This window comes from Mucilaginibacter sp. Mucisp86 (genome assembly GCF_047324315.1).
Taxonomy (GTDB): Bacteria; Bacteroidota; Bacteroidia; order Sphingobacteriales; family Sphingobacteriaceae; genus Mucilaginibacter.
The window spans coordinates 1,879,095-1,899,510 of sequence record NZ_CP168503.1; the positions used below are offsets into that span (position 1 = coordinate 1,879,095).

Sequence of the window (20,416 nt, forward strand, 5' to 3'; positions counted from 1 at the left end):
AAATAACTATGGGAAATCAGGTATTGAGTTTTGGCGAAGTTTTATGGGATGCTTTTGGCGATGGAAAAAAAGCCGGCGGTGCGCCTATGAATGTGGCCAGGCATTTGGTACAACAAGGCGTAAAAACAACTTTTGCAAGCTCAGTTGGTATGGACAACTCCGGCGACGCATTAATAGGCTTTTTAAAAAGCAACGACCTGTATTCAGACCTGATCCAGCAGGACGATGAATTTCCAACCTGCGAGGTTACTGTACAACTTGATGAAACCAACACCGCCACTTATATTATTCCACAACCTGTTTCATGGGATAACATACAACCATCGACCGCACTCACCAAGGCAGCCCAGGCGGCCCGGGCCATTGTGTTTGGCAGTTTGGCTTGCCGTACTGTTACCACCCGCGAAACATTGTTAAACCTGCTTGATGAAACCCCGGCATTAAAGGTATTTGATGTAAACCTTCGTCCGCCGCATTATACATTATCAACTATTGAAACCCTGGTTGCCCGTGCCGATGTTGTGAAAATGAACGAGGAAGAGGCTAATTTGCTCATCGGTGGTAGCAGTGCTTCTCTGCGTGATCAAATTGGCGAGTTTCGTTCAAAATACCATAGTCAAACCATTTGCGTAACCCGCGGTGAGCATGGTGCACTGGTATGGCACGATCATGAATTTTATGACAGCCCCGGCTGCCCCGTAAAAGTAGCTGACACTGTAGGTGCCGGCGATGCCTTCCTGGCAACTTTTGTATCCGGTCTTCTTTCAGGCAAACCTATGCAGCAGGTGGTTGATAAAGCCTGTTCAGTAGGCTCATACGTAGCCAGCCAGCGCGGCGCAAACCCGGTTTATCCGCCTGAATTGCTGAATAGCTTGGCATATCTTTAATTTCGGATTTGGTTTAATACGCTGCTGCTGTTATTAAAAATAAATCCGAAATCGAACATCCGAAATCAAAAATCTAATTGTCATACTTACCTAACAATTTACTTTATCACTCTCATAGCAAAACTTTTCATAAAAATATTCCGTTCCTTTATGTACAGAAAGGACAAAATATGCGCGGTTTTGGATTTTCCAAATTTAAGCCCAACCAAATCCCTAAAGGCGGATTTGACGAATTATTGAAATTATTCCTCGAGTTGCTCAACTATACATCGGGCGATGCCGGCGAAGCTTTAGCCTGGCTTAACGAACTCGATAAACAATACAACCTCACCAACGATGATTATGGCATGGGCGATTTCATCGATGAGCTGAAGCAAAAAGGCTATCTTGATGAGGACAATCAGAACGGCGAGTTTAAGATCACCGCAAAAACGGAGCAAAGCATCAGGCAATCAGCCCTGGAAGAGATTTTTGGCAAACTAAAAAAATCAGGCAAAGGCAATCACCGCTCTCCGCAATCAGGCCAGGGGGATGAAAAAAATGCCGAACGCCGCGAATTTGAGTTTGGTGACAGTCTTGACCAGATAGATATGACCCAGTCTATCCATAACGCCCAGGTTAACCACGGCATCGGCGATTTTATGATGACCGAGCGCGACCTTGAAGTAGAGGAAATGGACTATAAAACCCTTACTTCAACCGTGCTCATGATCGATATTTCGCATTCCATGATCCTTTATGGCGAAGACAGGATCACCCCGGCCAAGAAAGTGGCCATGGCCCTCGCCGAGCTCATCCGTACAAAATACCCTAAGGATACATTGGATATAGTTGTTTTTGGTAACGATGCATGGCCTATCACCTTGCAGGACCTGCCTTATTTACAGGTAGGCCCGTACCATACCAATACCTACGCGGGTCTGGAACTGGCTACCGATCTGCTCCGCCGCCGTAAAACCCACAACAAACAAATTTTTATGATCACCGATGGCAAGCCAACCTGCTTAAAGGAAGGTACCAGGTATTATAAAAACAGTATTGGGTTGGACAGGAAAGTGGTTAACAAAACCCTTAACATGGCTGCTCAATGTAAACGGTTAAAAATACCTATCACCACATTTATGATAGCCAAAGACCCTTATTTGCAGCAGTTTGTTCGTAAATTCACAGAAACCAATGGAGGCAAAGCATTTTACAGCTCCCTGAACGGCCTTGGTGAATATATTTTTGAGGATTACATCAGGAACAGACGAAAGACTGTTCGTTAGCCCCCCAGCCCCCTAAAGGGGGAGTATTAAAACAAAATCAATCGGTGGAATCATAAAACATCGGTGAAATCATAACAAACGAATGAGTAAATTATTAGATATTAAAACCCTCGGCCAGTTAAAGCAAACGGGCTACAAGAGCCGTTCGGTTAAAGATGAATTACGTGCTAACCTTATTGAACAGCTTAAAAAACGCGAAGGTGGTTTTGAAGGCATCATAGGTTTTGAAGATACTGTTATTCCCGACCTGCAAACTGCTATCCTGTCGCGCCATAACATTTTATTGTTAGGCTTGCGTGGCCAGGCTAAAACCCGTATTGCCCGCCTGTTGGTTAACCTGCTTGACGAGTATATTCCATATATTGAAGGATCAGAATTGTTTGATGACCCTTACAACCCTATTTCGTGGTTTGGGCACAGTATCATTACTGAAAAAGGTGATGATACCCCTATCGGCTGGATCCACCGCTCTGAGCGTTATACCGAAAAACTGGCTACGCCTGATGTTACTGTTGCTGATTTAATTGGCGATGTTGACCCGATTAAGGCAGCTACTTTGAAATTGACTTACTCTGACGAGCGTGTGATCCACTTCGGATTAATTCCGCGTGCACACCGTGGTATATTTGTTATCAACGAGCTGCCCGACTTACAAGCCCGGATCCAGGTGTCGCTGTTCAACATCCTGCAGGAAAAAGATATCCAGATCCGTGGTTTTAAATTGCGTTTACCGCTGGATATCCAGTTTGTATTTACCGCTAACCCTGAAGATTATACCAACCGTGGTTCGATAGTTACACCGCTTAAAGACCGTATCGAAAGCCAGATCCTGACGCACTACCCGCGTTCTGTTGAAATTTCACGTAAGATCACCCAGCAGGAAGCATCGCTTACCGATGATCAGCGTATAGCTATTGAGGCTGATGGATTAGTGAAAAACCTGGTTGAGCAGATTGCTTTTGAAGCCCGCAATTCAGAATACATCGATAAAAAATCGGGCGTATCGGCACGTTTAACTATTTCGGCTTATGAAAATCTGATCAGCAATGCCGAGCGCAGGATGATCATCAACCACGAAAAAACAACCTTTGTACGTATCACCGACTTTTTAGGCGTAATCCCGGCCATTACCGGTAAAATTGAGCTGGTTTACGAGGGTGAGCTGGAAGGGCCGGGTAAAGTGGCCAACATCCTGATTGGCAAAGCGATCAAAAGCTTATTACTCTCATTTTTCCCTGACCCTGAAAAGGCCAAGAAAGCTAAAGCCCCTAATCCATATGCAGCCATCATTAACTGGTTTGGCGATGGCAACAATGTAGCTTTGGTTGATGATATGCCAATGCAGGAGTACAAAAAAGCCCTGGAAGAGGTTGCCGGTTTGAAAGACCTGGTTAAAAAGATCCACCCGCGTTTAAGCGAAAGTCAGCAATTGCTGCTGATGGAATTTGTACTTCACGGCCTGTCGGAGTTTTCACAACTGAACAAAGGTTTCCTTGATAATGGCTTCGCGTTTTCGGATATGTTTAATAGTTTATTTAACTTGCAGCCCGATGATGACGACCTGGATATTGACGACGACAGATACTAAATATACGGCGCTGGTATGATTTTTAAAGCGCTGAGTATTTTATTCTGGATCATAATTGAGCTGCTGACGGACCGGTATGTTTTACACGGAATCCGCGGCGCATTCCAAAAATGGCGACTGCTTCAATCAAAAGCATTCGCCATTTTTTATTGGACAACATCGGCCCTTACTGTAGCTGCGCTCTTAACAGGCGGCTATATTACCATAGCCGGTACTGGCGTACGTGCAGCCTGTTTATTGATTACGTTTATCCTGCTCATTTGCAAATTCACTTTTATACTGTTCATTTTTGCCGATGATATCAGACGAAAAATTACTTTAAAACGAAAGAAAACTGCAACTGCTCCTGCCACCGCCACCAATAAAGAAACTGCTGCTACCACCGATACCATCCCCCGTTCGGAGTTTCTGTTAAAGGCCGGATTACTTGCTGCTGCTGTTCCATTAGCCGCCATTAAAAGTGCCATGCCAAGAGCATCGTACGACTATCATGTACTTTATCAAACCATGTACCTGCCCAACCTGCCAAAGGCTTTTGATGGGTTAAGGATAGGGCAGATCTCAGATATTCATTCAGGTAGTTTCTATAACAAAAAAGCAGTGCTTGGCGGCGTTGAAATGCTGTTGAAGGAAAAAACTGATCTCATTTTTTTCACCGGCGATTTGGTTAACGGTGAGGCAAGCGAAATGAGCGATTACCAGGATATTTTCAGCAAGGTAAAAGCACCTCTTGGTGTTTTTTCTACGCTTGGTAACCATGATTATGGCGACTATGGCGATTGGGATTCTCCTGCAGCTAAAAAGAAAAACCATGACGATTTGATAGCCACTCACAAAAACATGGGCTGGGACCTGCTCAGGAACGAAAACCGCCGACTCAAAGTAAATGGAGAGGAAATAGGCATCTTAGGTATTGAAAACTGGAGCGAATACAGCCGCTTCCCTAAATATGGACGTATGGACCTGGCCGTTAAAAATACAGATGACCTACCGGTAAAGCTTCTGCTTTCGCATGATCCATCCCACTGGCGGGCCGAGGTATTACCTAAGTACCCGCAGATTGATGCCATGTTTGCGGGCCATACCCACGGCATGCAGTTTGGTGTACGTACCGAACATTTTCAGTATAGCCCTATTAGCTATGTTTATAAGGAGTGGGCAGGCCATTATCAGGAAAATATGCAACAATTATATGTTAATGTTGGCTTTGGCTTTGTTGGCTTAACCGGCAGGGTTGGAATATTGCCGGAGATTACGATATTTACATTAAAAGCAGGCCACGATCCGTCGCTACCGATTTCTTAAAAGATCCAGGCATATACTGCGCCCCATTACCGATGAAGAAATTACTACAGTCTGTATTAGATTTTCTGCTCTTCAGTAATATTTTCATGTCGCTTTGTGCTGTAGCACAAGCCTTGCTAACATTTCATTTAATAGGGTCAAAACCAGTATTCCCTGTATTGGGCTTGTTATTTACATCAACCCTGGGCATTTACAATTTCTGTATCCTCATCACCCGGCCGGCCAAGCCTCAAAGGTCACCCTATAAAAGGGTACGATGGTTTTTTGCACACTACAGGCTCATGGTAACGTTTACCATTGTCTCGCTGCTGTCGCTAATCCCACTATTCTTTATAATCACAACTGAATCAAAGATCCTTCTTATATTCCTTAGCATCCTTTCGTTTGGTTATGGTTTGCCCCTGTTTACCGTTGGCGATCATAAATTTGGCCTGCGAAATATCCCCGGTCTGAAGCCTTTTTTAATAACGCTGGTGTGGACAATGAGCTGCGTGTTGTTCCCGGTATTGGAGTCGATGCATAACCATCTCACCGATATCAGTATGCGCGATACTACCATTCTCATAGCCAAGCGCTTTTTATTTATAGGTGCACTAACAATACCCTTTGATATCCGCGATCTTTTTGATGACCGTAAAGTGGGCTTAAAAACCATCCCGGTAGTTTGGGGCGAAAAAAATGCTTATTTGTTTTGCCAGGTGCTGCTTGCCGGATATATTGTGCTGATGTTCCTGTTCAGGCAAAACGGCTTTAGTCTTGATTTTTTTGCACTCACACTTACCATGTTCCTTACGGGTTGGCTCATTTTTAAATCGGCCTGGGAAAAGAATGAGTATTACTACTTTTTTTATATGGATGGCGTGCTGATTTTACAGTATGTTATTGTAGTTACCTTCAATGCTCTTAAATACTTCCTTCATTAAAACATGGCTGCCAATTATAACAACTCGGCATGGTTTTATGATCGGCTTTCAAGATTGGTATATGGCCGGGCGTTAATAAACGCGCAGGTATATTTATTAGGCTTTATTCCACCCAAAAGTAAAATACTCATAGCTGGTGGCGGCACAGGCTGGATACTGGAAGAACTCGCCAAAATACATCCATCAGGCTTAGATATTACCTATGTCGAAATTTCGGCTAATATGACTGCCCTCTCGCAGAAAAGGCACACCGGTGAAAACACGGTTACCTTTGTTAACGATGCCGTTGAAAACGTAAGGCTTCTCGCAGGTTTTGATGTAGTAGTCACGCCCTTTTTGTTCGATAATTTTGTGGATGAAACGGTAGACAACGTTTTTTATCATTCGCACAACCTGCTCAAACCAAACGGGCTGTGGCTTAATGCTGATTTTCAATTAACCGGTCGCTGGTGGCAAAATGTAATGCTCCAAAGCATGTTTGTTTTTTTCAGGCTGCTTTGCGGTATAGAAGCCAGCAGGTTACCAGCCATTGAAAAGCGTTTTAGTACCGCCGGGTATAGCGTAATTGAGGATAAAACCTTTTTCGGAGATTTTATTGTGGCGAGGGTGTACAGGCGAATATCTTGAAAATGTCATTGCGAGGAGGACGACAAAGCAATCGCATGCTATACAAGGCGGTTGTACCTACGTGCGGTTGCCACGCTGCGCTCGCAATGACATGGTTTTAAAGGCCTGCAAACTGCCCGCTTAGAACTGCAAACTGAAACTACTGATTATAAACAAACTTATATCCTATCCCTCTTACGGTTTGTAAGTACTGCGGCGAATCGGCATTGGTTTCGATTTTTTTACGCAGACGTACTATGTGCATATCCAGGGTGCGGGTGTTTACATCGGCATTGTAACCCCAAACTTCCATCATCAGTTCTTCGCGGTTTATGACCTTGTTTTTGTTTTTGAGGAAGTAAAGGAGAATCCTGTTTTCGAGGATGGTCAACTCTATCTTACGACCATCGCGGATAAGCAGGTGCGTGTTAGGTAGATGCTCCATGTTGGCAAAACGATATGACTCAGGTTTTTCGCTGTTAAGCGAAAATTTGATCTTATTTTCGATCATAGCCACCAGCACATCCATATTGTAAGGCTTAGTGATATAATCAGAAACGCCGAAGTTGTAAGCTTCAATTTTGTCAACATCCTGGGCCTTGGCGGTCATCATAATGATGAGCTTATCAAACCCTTTTTCACGGATATTTGCGCAAACTTCCGAGCCTGGCTTGCCCGGCAACATCCAATCCAACAGTACAATATCGGGCTGATCGGCCAGGATCATGGCTTCAGCATCATTACCATTGCCGGCTTCCAGTACTTTGTAACCTTCTGATTGCAAACGCTCTGCAACCAGGAAACGCAGGTTCTCGTCATCTTCAACCAGCGCAATTTTAATTTCTTTGTTCATATCTTAATTTTCGTATGGAAGCGTAACTATAAATTCCGAACCTTCGTTAACCTTACTGTAAACAGTGATGTCACCGTTCATAAAATTAACCAGTTCTTTACAAAATGCCAAACCCAGGCCAACGCTCCCGTTTTGGTTGTATTGATTTTCTATCCTGTAAAACTTTTTAAAAACGTTATTTAATTCATTTTTTGGTATCCCTATCCCCTTATCAGCAAATGAAAACACAATATTGCGCCTTTCATGCGAAATGGTGATAAACAATTCTTTTTGCTGAGGGTGCGAATATTTATAGGCATTTTCAATAAGATTCTGGAAAACACTTCCTAATAATACCGGATCGGTGTAAAAAGTTTCAACCCCGTTTATTTTAAATTTAATTTTAAAGTCGGCATACTTAATTTTAAAGGTATCAATATACCGGCTAATAAAATTCTCTATATCAATCTCTTCCTCTTTTAAAGTAATGGATTTATTTTCAATCTGTGTAAAGGAAAGCAGTTTGTTCATGAGCTCGTTGAGCTTATCAGCTTCTTCATCCAATATTTTACCATAATGGCGGCGTTGCCTCTCGGTAAGTTCGCCATCGCCGCGTAAGTTGGAGCCTGCAATTTTAATTACGCTTACAGGTGTTTTAAACTCGTGGGTGAAGTTGTTAATAAAATCATACTGAAGCTTAAAAAGCTTCATATTAACATTAAGGTTGCGGTAAATAAGCCAGCCTATCAGCATTAAAAACAAGGTCATTAACAGCACAATGGCCCCAATGGGCATAAAACGACGGTTAATTTCGGCAGTTAAATACCCCTGTGCCGAACTGAAGAACAGCTTATAATCAGAAAAAGCTCCAGGGAACGACACCTCCGTAATCAGCTTATCACCCTCACTGTCGATAGGGTCATAAACAACGGGTGTTATCGAAACATTTTCATAAAGTTCGGGGTGCGTATTTTTTACCTTCATCAGGTATGGGTCGAGGTAAAAAGTCATCATATTTTGCTTGTATGAAGCTCCCTTGCTGTTACCCTGCATTTGCATATCACGATAAATGCGTACATCCTCGCGGCGCAAGATATTGGTATAACTGATCTTATCAGGCTTTACATCCCAAAAAGCCTTAAAAAGCTCATCCTGGCTTGATACCCGGGAGGTATCGGAAAAGGCAACATAATTACTCAGCTTAATGGCCATCTCCCTGAAATCATCCTCATTGGCAGTTCTCCGTTGTTCTGCTCCGTAAACCTTATTATTAACGTGCCAGTACTGGTAAACCGCTTTAGCCGCTATGCTCAAATTATTTTTGCGCACAGTCATGTTTGTTGTGCCGCCAATGAGGGCATCATAAAAAATAACCCGGCGTACAAAGCTATAATCATGAAAAACAGAGGCCGCGTATTTACCTGCCGATGCCGAGTCGAGGAAACCCTGGTATGAGGTAATCTCGGGAATTTTATTCTGAAAAAACTCGTTGTAAGGTTTAATGGTTTGCTCCAATACTTCTATCTTTTTTGAAGCAAACTCATTTTCAACGTATTTGGCGGTAAGGTTATAAGATATAAACAAGGCTACCACAAAAGTTATGGATATGAACACCAGGAAAATGGTGATCAAAGTAAAATTTTGCCGATAAGCGTTTTTCTGTACTGCCATGTCGGCTTATGGTTTAACGCGCATATTCTTTTCCAAAAACTTCTCTATTTCGGCATACATTTCCATACGGTTATGCTCGCTTCTGAAATATGCACGTTCATTGGGTTTTAAAAAGTATTTCACATCAACGTTGCGTTTGCGCAGCTCACGTACAAACTGGTTAAGCTCGCTGATATTGGCCCGCTGATCTTTAGCACCCTGGAATATAATTAAAGGTACCTTAATTTTATCGGTATGAAAAACAGGCGATATGGCCCTTAACTGGTCGGCATCTGTTTCGGGGTTGCCAACCATTTCGTAGGTCATTTTTAAATAGGGCTTAACAAACGGCGGTGCATCTTTGATATAGGTAAAAAAGTTGATGAGCCCGTATTGTACCACAGCACAACTGTATAGTTCAGGATGAAATGACACCCCGTAAAGTGCCGAAAAGCCGCCAAAACGACCGCCAAAAATGGCGATCTTTTTAGGGTTTGCAACTTTGGTATCAATAAGCCAGTGTACCCCATCGGTAATATCATCCTGAATTTTGCCGCCTACCTGTTTATACCCCGCACTGCGAAAAGCTTTGCCATAGCCTGTTGAGCCCCGGTAATTAACCTGGAACACGGCATAACCACGGTTGGCTAAAAACTGTACCTGATCGTCATACCCCCAGGTATCACGCCCCCATGGGCCATCATGGGGCATAACTACTACGGGGTAGTTTTCAGTTTTATCACCCCGGGGCAGGGTTAAATAACCATTTATCAGCAAGCCATCACGTGCATGGTACGATATAGGTTTCATGGCACATAACTCGGCCGGTACAAGGCTTGAGTTGATATCGCTTAGCTTGGTTAGCTTGCCGGTGTTTTTTTCAAAAAGATAATATGACCCGGGGGTGCGGTCGGTATAAGTATTGAGGATAAATTTATTCTCGGAGCTGTCGCGGTCAACTACCCTGATCTCATTACCTTTAAGCTGTTGCTGAATAGTTTGGTACATCTGCTCAACATCAGGCGCCAGAAAATGCTTGCGTGGTTTAGCCTCATCCCAGCCGGTAAATTCTATCCGGTGTTTATTTTTCGAATACTCAAAACTGGTAATATCCGCTTTATTGCAGCTAAAAATTATCCGCTCTTCCTTACCATCCTCTGCATTGATCTCAACCAGGGCCGTCTTGTCGCGGTTTACGTTTGATAGCGCGTAGAAATAATTTTTAACGCCCGTAAAAGCTATAGGCCTTACCGCATTCTTAAAATTATTTTCGATAATAGGCTTAAAAGGCTTATCCTCATCCGACCGAAATAAGATGGTTTCGTTAACCCCATCTGATGCCCTCTCCAACCTGATCCGGCCATCGGCATCTGCAAACCATTCAGTAATATTACCAGGGTTAAGCAGGTAAGTCCTCATTTCGCCGGTTTTTACGTTGAGGCGATAAACATCAAAATTGCCAGGATCACGCTCATTGGTTTTAATGGTGATAATATCTGGTTGCTGCCGGTTGCGGTTTACCAGGCCTATTCTCACATTACCGAGCGATAATATAATCCGGCTTTTATTGGTAGCCACATCAAAGGCATACATTTTAACCGAATCGGTAGCAATGAGGTCCTGCGAAAAAACAAGCTGGTTATTATATGTCCAGAAATAATCGCCCCTGATAGAGTAATCTTCAAATTGGGTAACCATCCGTTCCCTCCCATCGGCCAATGATTGTATAAAAATGTTTTGCTTATCCTTAAATGGCTTAAGGTATGATACATATTTACCATCGGGCGAAATACGGTAAAAACTCCTTTCGGGTGTTTTAAAAAAGTCAATAATAGGTATTTGCCTTATCTTATTCCTGCTGCAGGAAAAGAAAGCAATGATGCAACTCACAATAAGAAAAAATCTGACCCGGCCCAGCATAGTTACAAGTACCCTATTTTATTAATTGAGTCAAATTAGATAAATAAGTTCGATGTTATCAAGATGTCACTATAATTTTACCCTTATATGCCGTTATATAAATAATACAGACAAACCAGCTTAATCAATCCTATTAATTGATTATTTTTGAACAAATGAGGGCTTTATATACCGTTATTATTTTTGTTTTTTGCTTCGGCAGCAGTGTGTTGGCACAGGATAACGAACTGTTGCTGGCCAAGCAATACAATGCTAACGGCGAACCGCAAAAAGCACTCGAAATTTACCAAAAACTATACAAACAAAACAATGAGAATTACTATAGCGTGTATGTAAATACGCTGCTCAATCTTAAGAAATTTGACGAGGCCGAAAGCATCACTAAAAAACTGATCCGCCGCCATCCCGATGATCACCAGTATGCCATCATGATGGGCAATATCTATACGCAGGAAGGCAATATGAGCAAGGCTGATGCAATTTATGACGACCTGATCAAAAGCCTACCAGCCGATCAGGGGGAGATATCCGCACTGGCATCACAGTTTTACCAGAGCGCAAATATTGATTACGCTATCAAAATTTTTCAGCAGGGACGTAAGCTGCTTAAAAACGACAATGCATTTACTTATGAGCTCATTAACCTTTACCGTTTTAAACGCGACAAAGTATCCCTAACCGATGAATACCTGAACTTTTTGCCTCAAAACCCCAACTTCATCAATCAGGCTGAAAACGCATTTTCAAATGTATACGAGGGTGGCGCTGATTATGACATGCTCAAATCGGCGTTGCTGAGGCGTATTCAGAAAGATCCGCAGCAAACCATTTATGCCGATCTGCTTACCTGGCAATACCTTCAGCAAAAGGAATTTGACCTCGCCCTTAACCAGGCACTGGCCTTAAGCCGCAGGCAAAATGACGATGGCAACAGCATTTATGACCTGTGCCGAACCTTCATTGCCAATGAAGCTTATGACGAAGCTATCCGCGGGTACGAGTATATTATCAGCAAAGGGAAAACAACACCACTGTATATCCCTTCAAAAATTGAGCTCATTAATACTAAAAACCTCAAGGTAACCTCGGGCAAATACCTGCCGGAAGATTTGATGGGGCTTGAAAAAGATTACAACGACCTGCTTACCGAGTTTGGCCGCAACAGCAGTACCGCCTTTGCCATGCAAAAGCTGGCCAACCTGCAGGCCTTCAAACTGCACAAGTTAAAAGATGCTCAAAAACTATTGGAGGACGTTACCAAACTCAGCGATATTAAGCCCACCCTGCTGGCCGACTGTAAGCTTGATTTAGGCGATATTTACCTGCTCAATAACCAGCCATGGGAAGCAACACTCCTTTACAGCCAGGTTGAAAAAGATTTTCCGGCCACGGCCATAGGGCAGGATGCGGTATTTAGAAATGCAAAAATGGCTTATTACACCGGCGATTTTACCTGGGCGAAAGGGCAACTGGATGTACTGAAAGTTGCTACATCGCAACTGATAGCCAACGATGCACTTAACCTGCTGTTGCTGATACAGGATAACCTTGCTGCAGATAGTAGCGGGGCTGCACTCAAAATGTACGCCCGTGCCGATTTGCAGATCTTTGCTCAAAATCCCGAAAAAGCAGTAATGATATTGGACAGCATTGGCAAAAGGTTCCCGAATAATGCTTTAGATGATGATATCATGATGTCGAAATCGCGCATCCTGATACAGCAAAAGGATTACGCTGCTGCGGTGCCCCTCTTAAAGAAAATTGTTGAAGAGCACCCCGCAGACTTATGGGCCGACGATGCCGTATTTATGTTAGGCGATATTTACGAAAACAGACTTAACGATAAAACCACCGCCAAAACCTATTACCAGAAAATCATAACCGATTACCCCGGCAGCCTCTGGATCAACGAAGCCCGCAAACGCTTCAGACTGTTAAGAGGCGATAAAACGGATGCGTCCTGATCAGGTCATTAAGTCATTGGGTCATTAAGTCATTACTTAGCAAACGACATTGGTTTTACACCATACCAATGACTTAATGACCAAATGACTTAATGATCAATTGAAAATGATTATTTTTGAAAATGATTGTATACAACGACACCATAATAATTGATGAAACCATTCATGACGAATGGCTTAACTATATCAAAACCATTCATATCCCGGCCATCATGGCTACCGGGCATTTCAGCTCGTACCGGATCCTTACTGTTATCGATTCGCCTAATGAAGGGGTTACCTACTGCATTCAATACAATGCGGACAGCATTGAGCACTTTCAGCAGTTTTATATGAACCACCTGCATAAATTTCAGGCCACCCACCAGGAAAAATTCAACGAAAAGTTTGTGATGTTTAACACCCTGATGGAAGAGGTGGAATAAGTTAATTGTGCCAGGGGTGCAGGGCGTTAAGCTACATACTTCTGGCACACTACTATGGCATATAGAAAGAGGTTGTATACTGATCAGCCTCTTTTTGTTTTCAGATACTTGAGCGATATATAGTTTCGGTTGAATTAATTTTATTGCAAAAAGGGGGTTAACAGGGTTAACAGAATTTAGCGCTATTTTTTACTTAAACTATTTATAATAAGATAGTTAAGTGTTTTTTAGGCCAAAAAAGTGTTAACCCCCTTTTTGCAAATATTATTGGCTAAATTTCAATTCAAAAGCAACATAACACCAGGGGGAAGCTTCTAAAATAGTATTTCAATTAATATCACCATCCTACTTCGCAAACATTACCTTCATTGCCGTAACCTGTTTTATACAGCGTGCCGGCTTCTTTTCGTCCTGAACAATGATGCGGAACGGGCCATCTGCAGGGGCTAAGGGCTGTCCATCAACGCTATCCGCAAGGATAATAGCCCGGTCGGTAAAACTTTTTTCTAATTCAGCGAGCGCAAAAACTACCTGATAGCCATCACCGGCTTCTACTAAAAGATATTTAATCAGGTTTTTGCCGCGTAAATCAGCGCCCATAGTAACACCGGCTTTTGTCAATATCTCGGATACTATTACGCCCGAGTAGGTATGGTCTTTCCCGTCGTGATCTTTACGAATAACTGTTGTTTGTTTGTATTGCTGCAGGTCGGCACTGCCGATGATGAGCGGATTTGTCACCTCTCCGCTTACTTTTACTACTGCTTCTTTTGTTTGAGCACGGGTTCCAAAACCGGCTGTCAGTAACAGCAATATCAGGGTATATTTTTTCATGGGTATGACGTTTGATTTTTTGTTGATTAATGTAGATATGCAAAACGCTTATCTCAGATGGAAATTTCGTTATGTTTTAAAAAGCACAACGCAAAATGCAAAATAGATTCGATAAACCAATCTGCTATCGATGCTGATTTTTAATTCATTGACAACAAAAACCTAAAAACTTTTACTTTTTACTATTTTCTTCTAAAAACCGAAAGAACTTTTGTTGCAGATCTTTAAACTGGGATATAATCTCTTGCCCAAATGGCGTAAGTAAGGCTACCCCACCACCCTTTCCTCCCCTTTTTGAAACTACCAGTGGCTGTTTAAAACCATTGTTCATGTGGTTCACCAGATCCCAGGCCTGTTTATAAGACATTTTCATTTGCAGGGCGGCCTGCCTGATTGAACCGGAAGCATGAATCCGCTCAAGCAACTCCACCCGGCCATGACCGAGCACTTTGTCGTCACCTATTTCTATCCAGATGCGGCCGTTAAGTTTATATGAAGGAATGTCCATTAATTAAATTGATTATCAAATTTACCCGGTTATAGTAGCATAACCCATGTTATTCCCGTGCCTTTTTCTGAGCCCGAAGCATTTGCCCATAATCCATACGGCGCACCATAGCGTTCACTGTTTGTGCTATCCGGTTAGCACGGGTTATTTCAGTTTTAGCACTCTCTATCCATTTAATAAAATACCCGCGGTGGCTTTCGGCAAGACTATTGAAAAAATCGCCGCCCTCGGGTTCATATTCCAAACATTCCAGCAAATCGTCCGGAACAATGTATTTAAAATCGTTATCGGGTTCAAGGCGTACCCTGAGCATGGCCCCGCGATTCTTATGGATAGCTTTACAGATTTCTCTTCGCAAGGCCATAATAAAATTTCCTTCGCCCATGGGCATCAGTGCCATGCCCCGCACTTCAAACTCATCCAATTTGCCTTTTACGCGAAATGACTTTTTATTACCGGGCTTCATTTCCTGCGCCACATCAGCCGGAATCTCAATGTAGGTCCACCCGGTTTTTTCGCCCTGTTCGGCAAACTGTAATATAATGGTATTAAAATCAACCATAAGTATTATTTAACGGCATATTGTTATCATGATCTCTAAAAAATATGCGAAAATGTTAAATGTTTGTTAAATCGTCATATTTAGTTGTACAGGCTGTAACGTAATGCATAGTAGCGATGTCTTATGAGTATAAAAACAATTTAAAAGTTAAAAACCTAAAAAACAACAACAATATGAAAACCTTAAAATCAATCATGCTTGGCTTAGCCTTATTAGTAATAGGCACTGCAGCAAAAGCAACCAATAAAATAGAAGGCGATAATTTAACCAAAAACTACGCTATCAACACCTATATAGATGCCATGACCCGCGGCAAAATACAAGGCTTTAACGAAGTGGTAGACCAATCGGCTAAATTCAGCATGTTACGCGGTACTAAAGTATTAAGTTTTACCAAAACCGAAGTAGTTGACTTATTAAAAGCCAATAAAAATACCGAGCAGGATTGCATTACCAGCACTTCAATTGTTGAAAGCAATAATGACCTGGCCGTGGTGAAAGTTGATATGAAATACAGCACTTTTACCCGTAGCAACTATGTAACCGTTACCAACACAGGCAGCGGCTGGAAAATCACAAACGTGTACAGCGTTTTTAAATAAGTAAGTTTTAGTTTAGTGTTTAATATGTAAGTAGGTAAAGGCCCCGTTGGTGCGGGGCCTTTTTTATTTACTTTACCAATGGATCAAGCACCTTTTGCCATTTATCATAACCTTTGCTATTAAGGTGCAGGTAATCGTCATTGAACAAACTTGAATCGGGCTGGGTGGTACCTGGTTTGTAAATGGACGGAACCAGGTCAACATAATAGCTTTTTGGTTTTCCTTTCAGGTAATTTTTCACCAGCTCATTAGCAGTGTAAACCACATCGTAATATTTAGCGCGAACCGGGCTCGGCTTTATCGACATAAAATACACCTCGGCATTTGGTAATTTCTGATGGATCAGTTCCCATAGTTTTGCAAATGAAGCGGCAACAGCCTGGGCTGATTTACCTGCCGAAATATCATTTTCACCTGCATAAACAAAAATTTTGCGTGGCTTGTACGGGAACAGGATATAAGGCGTGTAATAATCAGCAACCTGCCATAGTTCGCACCCGCCTACTCCCCTCCTGATGATTGGCTTGCCCGCATAACGCTGCTCCAGATCAGTCCATTTACGGATTGATGAGCTGCCGATAAACAAAATACCGCCCGGCTTCGGGAAGCTCAGGCTATCCTGGTGTTTAAACGCCCTGATCTCATTATCAAACGGGAAGCCCTGTTGTGCCGAAACACCGGCGCTAAAGGCGAGGGCAATAAAGAATAAAAGAAATTTTAATTTCATTACGGGGTAGCTATGCGTTCTTCAAAAAATAAAAACGGCAATTGGTTTTCAATGCCTTTGATGATCCATACAGGGCCATCTTCTGCATGCAATATAATTTTTATTGATTGATTTTGCTGCTTTTCGCATTCAGCTAATACCTGCAAACATGATCCGCATGAAGTAATTGGCTTCACAATTGGAAAATCATCTGAATGAGCGGTTACCGCCATGGCCTCAATAGGGTCATCGGGATGGTTGGCGCCCCAGTTAAACAGTGCTACACGTTCGGCACATAAACCAGATGGGTAAGCTACATTTTCCTGGTTACTGCCATAGATAATTTTACCGCTCTGCAAACGAAGTGCTGCCCCAACACGGAATTTTGAATATGGAGAATGTGAGTTTTTTAATGCTTTCTGAGCTTCGAGACATAGTTGCCTGTCGGCTTTATGGAGATCGGCCAATGATTCGTATTCATCAAAGGCTATTTTAATTTCGTGACTTATCATATGTTATCAACCCTTGTTAAAAAAATCGGGGGGAAACAAGATAAGGAAATTTTTCAATAAGAACCCTGATTTTTAGGATTATTTGATTTCCATGATAAAAATTGCCTGATTAGAGTCTTCCTCAAATGCTATTAACCTAAATTTTTAAGATTATTTGATCGCCTGATATAAAATTGCCTGATTGAAGTATCCTCATATGCTAAGCAACTCAAGGAAATCCTCCAATCAGGCAAATCAAGGTTCATTAAACTGCTACAGGCAATTCTTCTTCAGCCTCGGCTTCTTTAGCTATTGTTGGGTTGATGGTTTCATCATCCTTTTCAACCCGCAGGTTGTTAACAATGTGCATTTGGCGGGTTGGGGTGTTTTTACCCATGAAATATTCCAGGAGCGCCTTTACATTGGCATCTCTTAATATTACCGGATCAAGGCGCATATCTTTACCAATAAACAAACCAAACTCTTCGGGTGAAATCTCACCCAAACCTTTAAATCGGGTGATCTCGGGTTTGTTACCCAGTTTAGCAATAGCGTTACGGCGTTCTTCATCGCTGTAACAATAAATTGTTTCCTTTTTATTGCGCACCCTGAATAATGGCGTTTGCAGGATTGAAACGTGACCGGCTTTCACCAGATCGGGGAAAAACTGCAAAAAGAAGGTCATCAGCAACAGGCGGATGTGCATACCGTCCACATCGGCATCTGTAGCTATCACAATATTATTGTAACGTAAAGCGTCAAGGCCGTCTTCGATATTTAAAGCGTGTTGCAGCAGGTTAAATTCCTCGTTTTCGTAAACTACTTTTTTGGTTAAGCCAAAGCAGTTAAGCGGTTTACCTTTTAAGCTGAACACGGCCTGGGTCATCACATCGCGCGATTTGGTGATTGACCCACTGGCCGAGTCACCTTCGGTGATGAACAGTGTGGTATCCTGTTTACGTTCGTGCGTATCGTCAAAATGTACTTTACAATCGCGCAATTTACGGTTATGAAGCGACGCTTTTTTTGCGCGCTCATTAGCCAGCTTTTTTATACCGGCAATATCCTTACGCTCCCGTTCCGATTGTAATATCCGCTTCAACAAACCATCGGCAGCCTCAGTATTTTTATGGAGATAATTATCAAGTTCCTTTTTAACAAAATCGTTGATAAAACCACGTACCGATGGGCCTTCCGGACCAACATTCTGTGAACCGAGCTTGGTTTTAGTTTGCGACTCAAATACCGGCTCCTGAACTTTTATAGCAATAGCGGCAACAATCGAAGCCCTGATATCCGATGCATCAAACTCCTTTTTATAAAATTCACGTACGGTTCTTACCACCGCTTCGCGAAAAGCTGCCTGGTGCGTACCACCTTGAGTGGTATTTTGCCCGTTAACGAACGAATAATATTCCTCACCGTATTGCTGGCCATGGGTCATCGCAATCTCAATATCTTCACCTTTAAGGTGGATGATGGGGTAGCGCAAAGTTTCAGCATCGGTATTACGGGTAAGTAAATCAAAAAGACCACGCTCCGAAAAATACTTTTGATTATTAAAGTTGATAGTCAAACCCGCGTTCAGGAACACGTAGTTCCAGATCATACTTTCAACAAACTCCGGGATGAACCGGTAATGCCTGAAAATGGTATCATCCGGCACAAAATTGATAGCAGTACCGTTACGCTGGGTGGTATCTTTTTCGCTCTCGTCGCGAATGAGCTCACCCTTGGCAAATTCGGCCAGTTTGGTACGGCCGTCACGGTATGATTGTACGGTGAAAGAGTTGGAAAGCGCGTTAACCGCCTTGGTACCCACACCATTTAAGCCTACCGATTTCTGGAAAGCCTTGCTATCGTATTTACCGCCTGTATTTATTTTAGATACGCAGTCGATCACTTTACCCAAAGGAATACCGCGACCATAATCACGTACGGATACTTTATGATCGCTCATATTCACTTCAATGGTACGACCCGATCCCATCACAAACTCATCTATTGAGTTATCCACAATCTCCTTAAGCAGTACATAAACACCATCGTCATAAGCAGAGCCATCGCCCAGTTTACCAATATACATACCGGGACGCAAACGGATGTGCTCCTTCCAATCGAGGGAGCGGATACTATCTTCACTATAATTAACTGGTTCTGCCATGTATATAAAGTAGAAAATTTAAAACAGCGCAAAATACGCCTAACTGCAAAAATAAAACTTCCGGTATAATTAACGGAGAGCAGATATCAACTTATTAACATCGGGAAATAAAAAAAAAGAAAAATGTCATTTCGATGGAGCACGTGATGGCTTGCGGGTGGCGCGAAAGAGAAATCTTATACGCCATATTACCAAACTTTTATGGTGTAGAAGATTTCTCCTCCTCCCAACGCGCTCCCCCTCCGGTTCGTTCGAAATGACACAGTAAAGTTTAGTTATCCCCCTTACGGCTTAAACTTCAAACAATTACTTGCCTTATCCACATTTTTAAAAAACTCAGGACCTTTATCGTTAGTAAAGCAAACAGCCATAATGGTACCGGTGTGGTTACGCTGCAGCGCGATAAGCAGGGCATATTTGTAATGCTTGGTAGCAGGTAAATCGAGCAGGTTTAACAGGTATGATTTGCCGGCATCTGCCCTATACCTGTTTAAAACATTAACCGGGATGCTCCGGATAAAATTATCCCTTTCGCCGGTAAAAGCAATAGCGTGAGCCCTGCTCATGTTGATATATATCGAGTCGGGATTTTCGGTTTCACGGTCAATATCATATTGTCCCTGCTCATAACTGGTATAATTCTGTTTCTGGGATTTTACCTGAAACCACACTTCAAAATCCTGCCCTGGTAGCTGCAATGCATAATCAAATGAAAAATCCTCGTCATTGGGAGCGGGAATCTCTTTAAAGCCCCTGGGTGGTGTATAAATTACATTGGCCTGGGCCAAAAGCTTGGTAAACTCTTTAAACTGATCGGTACCCGCTACTTTGGGCCTCGAATAGCCGGATTTAACTTTTGCAGATGTATGTTTCTTGTTATTTTGGGCATATAACGACCGCTGACTTATCTGAGCTATGCTTTTTGTGAAACACAGCAATGATAAAGCCATAAGTAATAAGGGCCGGTTTAACTTCAAAATAGTTTTCATTTTAGGGGTAGCTGCAGAAAAATTCTCCGGCTAAAGCACCATAGGTAAATATATAAACAAATTAATTAATCGGCACCCTGCCGTGCTCAAATTAACCGTGATTATTAACGGCAATATCGACTATTTATTTGCTGCACTGATAAGTTTTACGTACCCGATTTACAATTGTTACCCGCTAAATCCGCACAAACG

Annotated in this window: 19 protein-coding genes; 9 read left to right on the forward strand and 10 right to left on the reverse strand. The window is 42.4% G+C overall.

Annotated elements, in window-relative coordinates; translation table 11 throughout:
- Positions 1–8: 8 nt before the first annotated feature.
- The 6 genes from ACEN9X_RS07740 (at position 9) to ACEN9X_RS07765 (ending at position 6,598) form a co-directional block, all read left to right on the forward strand.
- Positions 9–887: a carbohydrate kinase family protein gene (locus ACEN9X_RS07740; RefSeq protein WP_413669826.1), complete on the forward strand. Its 879-nt coding sequence runs from the start codon at positions 9–11 to the stop codon at positions 885–887.
- Positions 888–1,057: 170 nt separating this feature from the next.
- Positions 1,058–2,155 (forward strand): vWA domain-containing protein, encoded by a 1,098-nt coding sequence (locus ACEN9X_RS07745; RefSeq protein WP_110585920.1) that lies wholly within the window; start codon positions 1,058–1,060, stop codon positions 2,153–2,155.
- An 82-nt stretch (positions 2,156–2,237) separates the two neighbouring features.
- A complete protein-coding gene (locus tag ACEN9X_RS07750; protein WP_413669827.1) occupies positions 2,238–3,743 on the forward strand; it encodes a sigma 54-interacting transcriptional regulator in 1,506 nt (501 codons plus the stop codon).
- 15 nt (positions 3,744–3,758) lie between these two features.
- Positions 3,759–5,048, forward strand: a complete 1,290-nt coding sequence (locus ACEN9X_RS07755) for a metallophosphoesterase (RefSeq protein ID WP_413669828.1) — start codon at positions 3,759–3,761, stop codon at positions 5,046–5,048.
- 32 nt (positions 5,049–5,080) lie between these two features.
- On the forward strand, positions 5,081–5,971 hold the full coding sequence (locus ACEN9X_RS07760) for a hypothetical protein (RefSeq protein WP_413669829.1): 891 nt from the start codon (positions 5,081–5,083) through the stop codon (positions 5,969–5,971).
- A gap of 3 nt (positions 5,972–5,974) precedes the next feature.
- Positions 5,975–6,598 (forward strand): class I SAM-dependent methyltransferase, encoded by a 624-nt coding sequence (locus ACEN9X_RS07765; RefSeq protein WP_413669830.1) that lies wholly within the window; start codon positions 5,975–5,977, stop codon positions 6,596–6,598.
- 139 nt (positions 6,599–6,737) lie between these two features.
- Here the strand turns inward: ACEN9X_RS07765 and ACEN9X_RS07770 are convergent, their stop codons facing one another.
- Genes ACEN9X_RS07770 through ACEN9X_RS07780 form a run of 3 tightly spaced genes read right to left on the reverse strand, consistent with a single transcriptional unit; the run spans position 6,738 to position 10,949 of the window.
- On the reverse strand, positions 6,738–7,430 hold the full coding sequence (locus ACEN9X_RS07770) for a response regulator transcription factor (RefSeq protein ID WP_413669831.1): 693 nt from the start codon (positions 7,428–7,430) through the stop codon (positions 6,738–6,740).
- Positions 7,431–7,433: 3 nt separating this feature from the next.
- Positions 7,434–9,080, reverse strand: a complete 1,647-nt coding sequence (locus ACEN9X_RS07775; protein ID WP_413669832.1) for a sensor histidine kinase — start codon at positions 9,078–9,080, stop codon at positions 7,434–7,436.
- A 6-nt stretch (positions 9,081–9,086) separates the two neighbouring features.
- Positions 9,087–10,949 (reverse strand): prolyl oligopeptidase family serine peptidase, encoded by a 1,863-nt coding sequence (locus tag ACEN9X_RS07780; protein ID WP_413669833.1) that lies wholly within the window; start codon positions 10,947–10,949, stop codon positions 9,087–9,089.
- A gap of 185 nt (positions 10,950–11,134) precedes the next feature.
- Here ACEN9X_RS07780 and ACEN9X_RS07785 point away from each other — a divergent pair, with 185 nt between their 5' ends.
- Complete coding sequence (locus ACEN9X_RS07785; protein WP_413669834.1) at positions 11,135–12,943, forward strand: tetratricopeptide repeat protein; 1,809 nt, start codon at positions 11,135–11,137, stop codon at positions 12,941–12,943.
- A 122-nt stretch (positions 12,944–13,065) separates the two neighbouring features.
- Positions 13,066–13,368 (forward strand): DUF4286 family protein, encoded by a 303-nt coding sequence (locus ACEN9X_RS07790; RefSeq protein WP_090530427.1) that lies wholly within the window; start codon positions 13,066–13,068, stop codon positions 13,366–13,368.
- 345 nt (positions 13,369–13,713) lie between these two features.
- On the opposite strand, the gene ACEN9X_RS07795 is transcribed toward ACEN9X_RS07790, so the two are convergent.
- The 3 genes from ACEN9X_RS07795 to ACEN9X_RS07805 form a co-directional block, all read right to left on the reverse strand.
- Complete coding sequence (locus tag ACEN9X_RS07795) at positions 13,714–14,202, reverse strand: molybdopterin-dependent oxidoreductase (protein ID WP_413669835.1); 489 nt, start codon at positions 14,200–14,202, stop codon at positions 13,714–13,716.
- Positions 14,203–14,374: 172 nt separating this feature from the next.
- Positions 14,375–14,710, reverse strand: coding sequence for a winged helix-turn-helix domain-containing protein (locus ACEN9X_RS07800; protein ID WP_413669836.1), 336 nt, complete (start codon positions 14,708–14,710; stop codon positions 14,375–14,377).
- A 49-nt stretch (positions 14,711–14,759) separates the two neighbouring features.
- The gene (locus ACEN9X_RS07805) at positions 14,760–15,272 is read right to left on the reverse strand and encodes a YdeI/OmpD-associated family protein (RefSeq protein WP_413669837.1); all 513 of its coding nucleotides are present in this window, start codon (positions 15,270–15,272) and stop codon (positions 14,760–14,762) included.
- Positions 15,273–15,445: 173 nt separating this feature from the next.
- Here ACEN9X_RS07805 and ACEN9X_RS07810 point away from each other — a divergent pair, with 173 nt between their 5' ends.
- Positions 15,446–15,874 (forward strand): nuclear transport factor 2 family protein, encoded by a 429-nt coding sequence (locus ACEN9X_RS07810; RefSeq protein ID WP_413322525.1) that lies wholly within the window; start codon positions 15,446–15,448, stop codon positions 15,872–15,874.
- A 67-nt stretch (positions 15,875–15,941) separates the two neighbouring features.
- On the opposite strand, the gene ACEN9X_RS07815 is transcribed toward ACEN9X_RS07810, so the two are convergent.
- The 4 genes from ACEN9X_RS07815 to ACEN9X_RS07830 all read right to left on the reverse strand — a co-directional run bounded on the left by ACEN9X_RS07815 (position 15,942) and on the right by ACEN9X_RS07830 (position 20,185).
- Positions 15,942–16,601, reverse strand: coding sequence for a GDSL-type esterase/lipase family protein (locus ACEN9X_RS07815; RefSeq protein ID WP_413669838.1), 660 nt, complete (start codon positions 16,599–16,601; stop codon positions 15,942–15,944).
- Positions 16,601–17,092, reverse strand: coding sequence for a cytidine deaminase (locus tag ACEN9X_RS07820; RefSeq protein WP_413669839.1), 492 nt, complete (start codon positions 17,090–17,092; stop codon positions 16,601–16,603). Before ACEN9X_RS07820 ends, ACEN9X_RS07815 begins: the two co-directional genes overlap by 1 nt.
- A 244-nt stretch (positions 17,093–17,336) precedes the next feature.
- Positions 17,337–19,235 (reverse strand): DNA topoisomerase IV subunit B, encoded by a 1,899-nt coding sequence (locus ACEN9X_RS07825; protein WP_413669840.1) that lies wholly within the window; start codon positions 19,233–19,235, stop codon positions 17,337–17,339.
- Between the two features lie 284 nt (positions 19,236–19,519).
- Positions 19,520–20,185: a hypothetical protein gene (locus ACEN9X_RS07830; RefSeq protein ID WP_413669841.1), complete on the reverse strand. Its 666-nt coding sequence runs from the start codon at positions 20,183–20,185 to the stop codon at positions 19,520–19,522.
- Positions 20,186–20,416: the final 231 nt, after the last annotated feature.